General features: G+C 71.0%; 8 protein-coding genes. 6 read left to right on the plus strand and 2 right to left on the minus strand.

What is annotated here, in order from left to right:
- Window positions 1-73 precede the first annotated feature (73 nt).
- Window positions 74-745, minus strand: a complete 672-nt coding sequence (locus CCS38_RS17140; protein WP_223734147.1) for a GntR family transcriptional regulator — start codon at window positions 743-745, stop codon at window positions 74-76.
- Window positions 746-839: 94 nt separating this feature from the next.
- Here CCS38_RS17140 and glyA point away from each other — a divergent pair, with 94 nt between their 5' ends.
- From glyA to CCS38_RS17170, 6 genes are all read left to right on the plus strand, one after another.
- Window positions 840-2,150, plus strand: a complete 1,311-nt coding sequence (glyA, locus tag CCS38_RS17145; protein WP_223734148.1) for a serine hydroxymethyltransferase — start codon at window positions 840-842, stop codon at window positions 2,148-2,150.
- Complete coding sequence (locus tag CCS38_RS17150; protein WP_223734149.1) at window positions 2,147-3,367, plus strand: sarcosine oxidase subunit beta family protein; 1,221 nt, start codon at window positions 2,147-2,149, stop codon at window positions 3,365-3,367. Before glyA ends, CCS38_RS17150 begins: the two co-directional genes overlap by 4 nt.
- A 12-nt stretch (window positions 3,368-3,379) precedes the next feature.
- A complete protein-coding gene (locus tag CCS38_RS17155; protein WP_223734150.1) occupies window positions 3,380-3,676 on the plus strand; it encodes a sarcosine oxidase subunit delta in 297 nt (98 codons plus the stop codon).
- Entirely contained in the window at window positions 3,673-6,564 is a 2,892-nt protein-coding gene (locus tag CCS38_RS17160) for a sarcosine oxidase subunit alpha family protein (RefSeq protein ID WP_223734151.1), read from the plus strand. Before CCS38_RS17155 ends, CCS38_RS17160 begins: the two co-directional genes overlap by 4 nt.
- Window positions 6,557-7,186, plus strand: a complete 630-nt coding sequence (locus CCS38_RS17165) for a sarcosine oxidase subunit gamma (RefSeq protein WP_223734152.1) — start codon at window positions 6,557-6,559, stop codon at window positions 7,184-7,186. Before CCS38_RS17160 ends, CCS38_RS17165 begins: the two co-directional genes overlap by 8 nt.
- A gap of 155 nt (window positions 7,187-7,341) precedes the next feature.
- Window positions 7,342-8,535, plus strand: coding sequence for a glycoside hydrolase family 6 protein (locus CCS38_RS17170; protein WP_223734153.1), 1,194 nt, complete (start codon window positions 7,342-7,344; stop codon window positions 8,533-8,535).
- Here the strand turns inward: CCS38_RS17170 and glxA are convergent.
- Entirely contained in the window at window positions 8,483-10,411 is a 1,929-nt protein-coding gene (gene glxA / locus CCS38_RS17175) for a radical copper oxidase GlxA (protein WP_223734154.1), read from the minus strand. The two genes, CCS38_RS17170 and glxA, sit on opposite strands and share 53 nt — an antisense overlap.
- Window positions 10,412-10,446: the final 35 nt, after the last annotated feature.

Raw genomic sequence — 10,446 nt, forward strand, 5'->3', positions numbered from 1 at the left:
AGTTGCGTGAGAAGGGGCGGTAGTTGCTGGTCGTGCAACTACTGGCATAGGTCGGCCCGTGTGACCCGTACGGTCAGATTGCCTCGCGGATCGCCTGCTCGAAGCCCTCGACATGGCTGCGGGCCAGTTCCGCGGCCTTCTCAGGGTCGGCGGCCGTGATGGTGCGCAGCAGCGGGCCGTGTTCGCCGATGTGGCCCGCCATGCCGGGGAGGCGGTCGACGAAGAGGCACCACACGCGGGTGGCGAGGTTGTCGTAGGCGACGAGGGTGTCTTCCAGGTACGGGTTGTGCGTGGCGGCGTAGATCGCGCGGTGCACCGCAAGGTCGAGCCGCATCAGGTCGTCCGGGCTGCGGCCCTGCTCGCCCGCGGTCTCCAGCTCCCGCAGCAGCTCGGTCAGGCGCGCGCGGTCCGCGGCGGTCGCGCGGCGGGCCGCCTGTGCCGCGGCCATCGGCTCCAGCTGCCGGCGGACCTCGGAGATGTGCGCGAGGTCGGTGATGTTGACCTCGGTGGCGAAGGTGCCGCGGCGGGGGAAGGTGGCGATCAGCCGCTCGTACTGGAGGCGCTTGAGCGCCTCGCGCACCGGGGTACGGCCGAAGCCGAGGGACTGGGAGAGCTGGTCCTCGTTGATCGGCGCGCCGGGGCGGATGTCCAGCATGATCAGGCGGTCGCGGATGGCGCGGTACGCCTGCTCGGCGAGCGACAGCTCCTCTTGGCGCTCCTCTGACCTGGACTTCGGACCGTTCATCAAGCCACCTCTTGACCTGTTCCTCGGACTCACATACCTTACCGCACAGCCTGATATATCAGTTGCTCTTCAGCTGGATTCTAGGAGTGCGCAGATGGCAGCGAATGCTTCGAACGCCCTCACGTCACCGCTCGGCGCGCTCGACCCCGAGGTCGCGGCCGCCGTCGGTGCCGAGCTCCACCGTCAGCAGTCCACCCTGGAAATGATCGCGTCGGAGAACTTCGCGCCGGCCGCCGTCATGGAGGCGCAGGGCTCGGTCCTGACCAACAAGTACGCCGAGGGGTACCCCGGCCGCCGTTACTACGGCGGCTGCGAGCACGTCGATGTCGTCGAGCAGATCGCGATCGACCGGATCAAGGAACTGTTCGGCGCCGAGGCCGCCAACGTGCAGCCGCACTCCGGCGCGCAGGCCAACGCCGCCGCGATGTTCGCGCTGCTCAAGCCGGGCGACACCATCCTCGGCCTGGACCTCGCGCACGGCGGGCACCTCACCCACGGCATGCGCATCAATTTCTCCGGCAAGCTCTACAACGTCGTTCCGTACCACGTCAGCAAGGACGACATGCGGATCGACATGGACGAGGTCGCCCGCCTCGCCCGTGAGCACCGGCCGAAGATGATCGTGGCGGGCTGGTCGGCGTACCCGCGCCAGCTGGACTTCGCCGCCTTCCGGCGCATCGCCGACGAGGTCGGCGCGTATCTGATGGTCGACATGGCGCACTTCGCCGGACTGGTCGCCACCGGGCTGCACCCCAGCCCCGTCCCGTACGCCGATGTCGTCACCACGACCACCCACAAGACGCTCGGCGGGCCGCGGGGTGGTGTGATCCTCTCCAAGGCGGAGCTCGCCAAGAAGATCAACTCGGCCGTTTTCCCCGGTCAGCAGGGCGGCCCGCTGGAGCATGTGATCGCCGCCAAGGCCGTGGCCTTCAAGGTCGCCGCCTCCGAGGAGTTCAAGGACCGGCAGCGGCGCACCCTGGAGGGCGCGCGCATCCTCGCCGGGCGGCTGCTCGCCGATGACGTCGCCGAGACCGGCGTCTCCGTCCTCACCGGCGGTACGGAGGTCCACCTCGTCCTCGTCGACCTGCGCGCCTCCACCCTGGACGGACAGCAGGGCGAGGACCGGCTGCACCGCATCGGCATCACCGTCAACCGCAACGCCGTCCCCTTCGACCCCCGCCCCCCGATGGTCTCCTCCGGCCTGCGCATCGGCACCCCGGCGCTCGCCACCCGCGGCTTCGGGACCGAGGAGTTCCGCGAGGTCGCCGACATCATCGCGCAGACGCTGAAGGACGAGCCCGATGACGCGCGCGCCACCGCGCTGCGCGCCCGCGTCACCGCGCTCACCGACAAGTTCCCCCTGTACCCGGCCCTCTCCGCGGGCGCGAACGGAGCCACCGTATGAGCACCAAGCCGCTGCCGGAGCACCCCGACTGGCTCTGGCGCAACCCCGAGCCCCGCTCCTCCTACGACGTCGTGATCGTCGGCGGCGGCGGACACGGCCTGGCCACCGCCTACTACCTCGCCAAGGTGCACGGCATCACCAACGTCGCCGTCCTGGAGAAGGGCTGGCTGGCGGGCGGCAACATGGCCCGCAACACCACGATCATCCGCTCCAACTACCTCTGGGACGAGAGCGCGGGGATCTACGAGCACGCCCTGAAGCTGTGGGAGGGGCTGCCCGAAGAGCTGGACTACGACTTCCTGTTCAGCCAGCGCGGCGTCCTCAACCTCGCGCACACCCTCCAGGATGTACGGGAAAGCGTCCGCCGCGTCGGTGCCAACAAGCTCAACGGCGTGGACGCGGAGTGGCTGGACCCGCAGCAGGTCGCCGAGGTCTGCCCGATCCTCAACGTCTCGACCGACACCCGCTATCCCGTACTCGGCGGCACCTACCAGCCCCGGGCCGGCATCGCCAAGCACGACCATGTCGCCTGGGCGCTGGCCCGCCGCGCCGACGAGATGGGCGTCGACATCATCCAGCACTGCGAGGTCACCGGCTTCGTGAAGGACGGCGACCGGGTCGTCGGCGTCGAGACGACCCGCGGGCGCATCAACGCCGGCCGGGTCGGCCTCGCGGGCTCGGGCCACAGCAGCGTCCTCGCCGAAAAGGCCGGCTTCCGGCTGCCCGTGCAGTCGCATCCGCTCCAGGCGCTCGTCTCCGAGCTGCACGAGCCGGTGCACCCGACCGTCGTGATGTCCAACCACGTACACGTCTACGTCTCACAGGCGCACAAGGGCGAGCTGGTGATGGGCGCGGGCGTCGACTCGTACAACGGATACGGGCAGCGCGGTGCGTTCCATGTCATCGAGCAGCAGATGGCCGCGGCGGTGGAGCTGTTCCCGGTCTTCGCGCGCGCCCATGTACTGCGCACCTGGGGCGGCATCGTCGATGTCACTCCCGACGCCTCGCCGATCATCTCCACCACGCCGGTGGAGAACATGTACGTCAACTGCGGCTGGGGGACCGGCGGTTTCAAGGCCACCCCGGCGGCCGGCTGGACCTTCGCGCACACCATCGCCACCGGCGCCCCGCACCCCCTCAACGCCCCCTTCGCCCTGGACCGCTTCGTCACGGGCGCCCTGATCGACGAACACGGCGCCGCAGCCGTGGCCCACTGAGAGGACGGCACGGTGCTCCGAATCGACTGCCCATGGTGCGGTCCCCGCGACGAGACCGAATTCCACTACGGGGGCCAGGCCCACGTCCCGTTCCCCGCCGACCCGAACGCGCTCGACGACCGGCAGTGGGCCGAGTACGTCTTCTACCGCGACAACCCCAAGGGACCGTTCGCCGAGCGGTGGATGCACGCCACCGGCTGCCGCCGCTGGTTCAACGCCGTCCGCGACACCGCCACCTACCAGGTGCTGGCCACTTACCGGCTGAACGAACCCCGCCCCGACGTGCTCTCCGAGGGAGGGAACCGATGACCGACCAGCACCGCAGGCTCCCGTTCGGGGGCCGCATCGACCGCACCACCCCGCTCCGCTTCACCGTCGACGGGCGCGAACTGACCGGCCACCCGGGCGACACGGTCGCCTCCGCACTGCTCGCCGCGGGCGCCATCGAGGTCGCGCCGTCGATCTACCGCGGCCGCCCCCGTGGCATTACGGCCGCCGGCGTCGAGGAGCCCAACGCGCTGCTCCAGCTCGCCGGCCCCTGCGAGGAGGGGATGCTCCCGGCCACCACCGTGGAGCTGTACGACGGACTGTCCGCCACCACGCTCTCCGGCCAGGGCCGGCTGGACCCCACCCCCGACCCCGCCGTGTACGACAAGAAGTACGTGCACACCGATGTGCTGGTCATCGGCGCCGGTCCGGCCGGGCTCGCGGCCGCCGCCACCGCCTCGGCCACCGGCGCCCGGGTGATCGTCCTCGACGAACAGCCCGAATGCGGCGGCTCGCTGCTCTCCGGGCGCGGCGAGACGGTCGGCGACCGGGACGCGCTCACCTGGGTGCAGGAGACCCGGGCCGCGCTCGACGCGGCGCCCGAGACCGTTGTCCTCAACCGGACGACCGCCTTCGGCTCCTACGACGACAACTACGTCCTCGCCGTGCAGCGCCGCACCGACCACCTCGGTGCCGACGCCCCCGAGGGTGTCTCGCGGCAGCGGCTGTGGCACATCAGGGCGGCCCAGGTCGTGCTGGCCACCGGCGCCCACGAGCGCCCGCTGGTCTTCGCGGACAACGACCGCCCCGGCGTGATGCTCGCCTCCGCTGTCCGGACGTACCTCAACCGGTACGCCGTGGCGCCCGGCGCGCGCGTCGTCGTCACCACTACCAACGACAGCGCCTACGAGACGGCGGCCGACCTCTGCGCGGCCGGCATCGAGGTCGCGGCCGTCGTCGACACCCGTACCGAACTCTCGGACCGGGCAGGGGAGTTCGCCACCGCCACCGGGGTCGAGGTGCTGACCGGCAGCACGGTCACCGGCACCGCGGGGGACCCCCGGCTGACCGGCGTCACCGTGCGCGCCCTGGACGAGGACGGGCAGCTGACGGGCCCCGCCCGGTCCTTCGACTGCGACCTGCTCGCGGTCTCCGGCGGCTGGAGCCCGGTCGTGCACCTGCACAGCCAGCGGCAGGGAAAGCTGCGCTGGGACGACGCTCTGGCGGGCTTCATACCGGTGCAGCCGGTGCCCGACCAGCGGCTCGCCGGTGCGGTGTGCGGCACGTACGACCTGGCCGGCTGCGTCGCGGACGGGGCCAGGGCCGGGGCGCAGGCCGCCACGGACGTCGGCTGTGCGACCGATGTCCCGGCCGCGCGCACGCCGGAACCCCCGGCGCCCGTACGCCCCCTCTGGCTCGTCCCCGGCGAGGGCGACGACCCCGGCGCCTGGGACAGCCACTTCGTCGACCTTCAGCGCGATGTGACCGTCGCCGACGTGCGGCGCTCCACCGGCGCCGGGATGCGCGGCGCCGAGCACGTCAAGCGGTACACCTCGCTCGGCACCGCCAACGACCAGGGCAAGACCTCCGGTGTCAACGCCATCGGCGTCATCGGCGAACTGCTGAAGGAGGGGGAGGCGCCCGTCTCGCCCGGTGACATCGGGACGACGACCTACCGCGCCCCGTACACGCCCGTTTCCTTCGCGGCGCTCGCCGGACGTGAACGCGCCGACCTCTTCGACCCCGAACGCCGTACCGCCGTCCACGACTGGCACGTCGAACACGGCGCCGAGTTCGAGGACGTCGGGCAGTGGAAGCGGCCGTGGTACTACCCGCAGCCCGGCGAGGACATGGACGCCGCGGTGCAGCGGGAATGCCGGGCGGCCCGCGAAGGTGTCGCCTTCATGGACGCCTCCACCCTCGGCAAGATCGAGATCTGGGGCGCGGACGCCGGCGAATTTCTCAACCGCATCTACACCAACGGCTTCAAGAAGCTGAAGCCCGGCTTCGCGCGCTACGGCGTGATGTGCAAGCCCGACGGCATGATCTTCGACGACGGTGTGACCCTGCGCGTCGCCGACGACCGCTACTTCATGACCACCACGACCGGCGGCGCCGCGAACGTCCTGGACTGGCTGGAGGAGTGGCTGCAGACCGAGTGGCCCGAGCTGGACGTGAAGTGCACCTCGGTCACCGAGCAGTGGACCACCGTCGCCGTCGTCGGCCCGAAGTCGCGCGACGTCATCGCTCAGGTGGCGCCCGACCTGGACGTCTCCAACGACGCCTTCCCGTTCATGACCTTCCGCGAGACCACCCTCGCCTCGGGCGTTCCCGCGCGGGTCTGCCGGATCTCCTTCTCCGGCGAACTGGCCTTCGAGATCAACGTCTCGTCCTGGTACGGCCGGGCCGTCTGGGACGAGGTGTACGAGGCGGGCCGTCCGTACGGCATCACTCCGTACGGCACCGAGACCATGCACGTGCTGCGGGCCGAGAAGGGCTTCATCATCGTCGGCCAGGACACCGACGGCACGGTCACCCCGCAGGACGCCGGGATGTCCTGGGTGGTCTCCAAGCTGAAGGACTTCGTCGGCAAGCGCTCCTTCGCCCGGGCCGACACCGCACGCGCCGACCGCAAGCACCTGGTGGGCGTGCTCCCCACCGACCGCGCCACGCGCCTCCCCGAAGGCACCCAACTCATCGACCAGGGCGTTCCCGTCACCCCCGAGGCCGGGCCCGTGCCGATGCTCGGCCACGTCACCTCCGCCTACTACAGCCCGGCGCTCGGCCGCCCGTTCGGCCTGGCGATGGTCAAGTCGGGGCGCGACCGGATCGGCGAGACCCTGCTCGCCGTCGTCGGCGACGACCTCGTACCCGTCGAGGTCTCCGGACCCGTCCTCTACGACCCCGAAGGGACCAAGCGCGATGGCTGAGCCGACCGTCACCGACACCGCCACGGGCCCCGCGGCGCTCCGCCGCAGCCCGCTCGCCCACCTCGCCGACCGGCTCCGCGACGCCACGGTCACCGGCCCGCGCGGCGTCTCGGTGAGCGAGTGGCCGTACACCACGATGCTGAGCCTGCGCGTCGAACCCGACTCGTTCGCCGCCGCGCGGATCGAGAAGTGCCTCGGCGCGGCGCTGCCCGCGCGCTGTGGGGAGACCTCGCCGGCCGGGCCGCGCACCACGCTCTGGCTCGGCCCGGACGAGTGGCTGGTGGTCGCGCCGCCCGGCACGGCCCCGATCACCGCCGAACTCCACGAGGCGCTGGCCGGCGAGCCCGGCTCGGTCGTCGATGTGTCGGCCAACCGTACGGTCCTGGAGCTGCGCGGCCCCGCGGCCCGCGAGGTCCTGGAGAAGGGCTGCCCGCTCGACCTGCACCCGCGGGTCTTCACCCCCGGAGAGGCCCTCGCCACCCAGCTCGGCCCGGTCCCTGTGATCCTCTGGCGGACCGCGGAGGACACCTACCGTCTCCTCCCGCGCTCCTCCTTCGCCGACTACCTGGCGCGCTGGCTGATCGACGCGATGAGCGAGTACGCCCGGCCGGAGGTGACCTGACGGCACACCACTCCTTCGCGGTGCTGCCGCAGTCAGGCAGTAAATAGCACGAAATTCCCTGAAAAGCGGTCATGTCATGTCATCCTGGACAGGTATGACATGACATGACCGTCGTACCGCGAAGGAAAGGGAACTCATGACTGGGCAGACGGCTTATGAGCCGGCTTGACAACCGGGCGGGCGTGGCCCTGGGCGTACTGCCGCTGCTCGGGTTGCTGACCGCCGCGTGCTGGGCCGCGGCCCCCGAAGGGAAGCCGACCGGTTTCTGGGTCGACCCGGACACCCCGAGCGCCCGGAAGGCGCGCGTCCTGACCGAACGGGGACGGGAACCGGAGGCGACCCTGCTGCGCCGGATCGCCGACCAGCCCGTGGCCGTCTGGCTCACCGAGGAGAACCCCGCACCCCGCGTGGCGCGCATCACCCAGCAGGCGGCCGGCGACAACCGTGTCCCGATCTTCGTCGCCTACAACATCCCGCAGCGGGACTGCGGCCACTACTCCGCGGGCGGCGCCGGCAGCGACCGCGCCTACCGCGCCTGGGTCGCCCGGCTGGCCAAGGGGCTGGGCAACCGCAAGGCGGTCGTCGTACTGGAACCGGACGCGGTGCCGCACACCGTCGCCGGCTGCCGCGACCGCGCACGCAGCGACCGCCTGGCGCTGCTGGACGAGGCGGTGCGCACGCTCAAGGCGCGCCCGGGTGCCTCGGTCTACGTGGACGCGGGCAACGCCTCCTGGATCAAGGACACCGACGCGCTCGCCAAGTACCTGGTGTCGGCAGGCGTCAAACGCGCGGACGGCTTCGCGCTCAACGTCTCCAACTTCCAGACCACCGAGGCGACCGAGGCGTACGGCGACAAGCTCTCCAAGGCGCTCGGCGGCGTGCATTACATCATCGACACCAGCCGCAACGGCAACGGCCCGCCCCCGGACACCCAGGAGGAGGAGACCGGCGCGGAGAACTGGTGCAACCCGCCCGACCGCGCGCTCGGCACGCCCCCCACCACCCGTACCGGCCACCCGCTCGTGGACGCCTACCTGTGGGTCAAGCGGCCCGGCGAGTCGGACGGCACCTGCCGCGGCGGCCCCCCGGCAGGCCAGTGGTGGACCGACTACGCACTGCGGCTCGCCAGTGCCGCCAAGGAAAACCTGCCGGGCCGGGAGGACTACACGCAGGAGGAGTCCGCAACCCCGGCCGGCCCGGCGGCGCCGTCCCCGGTCACCGCTTCACCGTCCCCGGCCACCGATTCACCGTCCCCGGCGGCCGCGTCGCCGTCCCCCGCACCGACCGCCTCGCCGGTCACTTCACATGCACCCACTTCGCCTGCGACGGAGTCCCCCGCGAGTCCGTGAGGAAGAGCATGTACCAGCCCCGCGGCACCAGCGAATGGCTCTTGGGCACGCGCACCGACAGCGTGCTGCCGCGGCGCTCGAAGTCCAGCGCCACCGACCGCTGCTCCACGTCGGTGACATGGGTGACGGCGCTGGGCCGCATCAGCCGGGCGGTCTTCACCTTCCCGGCGCCGGCCACGGTGAAGCGGGTGGTCTTCCCCCGCTTCACCTCGGTCGGGCCGTGCGCCGCCGCGGGCCGCGCGCGGTCGTAGCGGTACGGCGGCGTGTAGACCTCGATGCGCTTCTCGAACTCCCCGCCCCTGGTGTTCGCGCGGTCCGAGAACAGCGGGTCGGAGCCGAAGACCGCGATCCGCCCGTCCGGGAGCAGCAGCGCCTCGGAGTGGTAATTGCGGCCCACGGCCGGCTCCGCCGCCTTGGTGAACGCGCGCGTACGCGGGTCGAAGATCTGCGCCTTGTGGTTGTCGCTGGCGCCCTTGCCGCGGTAGTCACCGGACCCGCCGCTGGTGAACACCTTGTCGTCCGGTGTGAGCACCGCGTTCAGGTAGCGGGTGCCCTCGGTGAGGTCGGGCCCGGGGCGGTACTCGGGGTTCTTCTTGGTGAGGTCCACCAGCGCGGTGCGGGCCGTGGACTTCGGTGACTCGCCGACGCCGCCCCCGCCGAGGACCATGACCTGCTGCTTCTGGGCGGGCGGCAGCAGCACGGAGGCGGAGGTCTCGATCAGCTCGGGGTCCGGCAGGCCGGGCACCGGCTTGAAGGTGTTCTTCCTGACGTTCCAGATGCCGGGTGTGCGGCCCTTGTCGGCCGGGCCGTAGCCGGCGTTGGAGCCGGAGTAGAAGAGCTTCCCGTCGCCGGTGAGGAAGAGCGCCGGGTAGGTCGGGAAGTAGCGGTGCGGCCCCTTGGACCACTTGCGGGTCTTTGGGTCGTAGATCTCGTTCTTGCCCGGGATGATCTCGCCCATGTCGTCGAGCCCGGAGACCGAGAGGACCTTGCCGCTTTTCAGGGTGACCAGCGTCGGGTACCAGCGCGCCTCGTTCATCGGGTCCACGCGGAGATACCGCTCGGCGACCGGATCGAACTCGTACGTGTCCTTCAGGCCCTGGAAATCCTTCTTGTCCATGCCGAGCTTGGTCGCCAGACCGTAGTGGTTACGGGCGTCCGCGCCCTTGAGCCCCTTGATGCTGTACTGCGCGGCCGTGTTCGTCACCCCCGCCCGGCCGCGCCGCACGGCCTCGACGAACACCCGCGCCTCGCGCGCGGTGACCCGCATTTCGCCGCTCCCGTCGGGGGCGGGCGTCTTCTTGGCGCGCGGCACCACCACCGGGAACTGCGAGCGGTACTCCAGACCGTCCGGGCTGCGGAAGACGGTGCCCTTGGGCAGGGTCTTCGGCTTGTCCGGGTTCTCGTTCTTCACGACCATCAGGCCGCCCGCCCGGGTGACATCGCCCTTGAGCTTCTCGTACCGGCGGGTGCCGCCCGCCACCAGCAGCTTGCCGTCCGGCAGCTGGGCGTGGCCGGCGCAGAACATGTCCTTCGGAGTGTCGATCTCCTTGAAGGTGTTCTTGACCGGGTCCCACAGCACGCTCTGGAACGTGCCGGCGTCGAAGTTCTTCTCGTCATTGCCGGACCCGGCGATCATCAGCACCTTGCCGGTGTGCAGCAGCGCGGCGTGGATGGTGTTGATCCGGAACCGCTCCGGCACGTCCACCAGGTCCCAGTGCCCGTACCGTGCCTTGTACGACGGCTGATTGATCTTGTAGTCGTGGTACTTGTGCTCGGCGTAGCCGATGACGGCCGGCGCGTTCATCGCGCCGACCGCACTCAGGGCGACGGCCCCGACCGCCACCTTGCGGGTACGGGGACTGGGTCGGTATCGCACGGTGCGAGCCTCCTGACGGTGGGACGGGGGCGGGC

It is taken from the genome of Streptomyces purpurogeneiscleroticus (genome assembly GCF_020024005.1).
GTDB classification, from domain to species: Bacteria; Actinomycetota; Actinomycetes; order Streptomycetales; family Streptomycetaceae; genus Streptomyces; species Streptomyces purpurogeneiscleroticus.

Coding starts and splice junctions, on each gene's coding strand:
- CCS38_RS17140 (WP_223734147.1), bottom strand. CDS start 745: ATGAACGGTCCGAAGTCCAGGTCAGAGGAGCGCCAAGAGGAGCTGTCG.
- glyA (WP_223734148.1), top strand. CDS start 840: ATGGCAGCGAATGCTTCGAACGCCCTCACGTCACCGCTCGGCGCGCTC.
- CCS38_RS17150 (WP_223734149.1), top strand. CDS start 2,147: ATGAGCACCAAGCCGCTGCCGGAGCACCCCGACTGGCTCTGGCGCAAC.
- CCS38_RS17160 (WP_223734151.1), top strand. CDS start 3,673: ATGACCGACCAGCACCGCAGGCTCCCGTTCGGGGGCCGCATCGACCGC.
- CCS38_RS17165 (WP_223734152.1), top strand. CDS start 6,557: ATGGCTGAGCCGACCGTCACCGACACCGCCACGGGCCCCGCGGCGCTC.
- CCS38_RS17170 (WP_223734153.1), top strand. CDS start 7,342: ATGAGCCGGCTTGACAACCGGGCGGGCGTGGCCCTGGGCGTACTGCCG.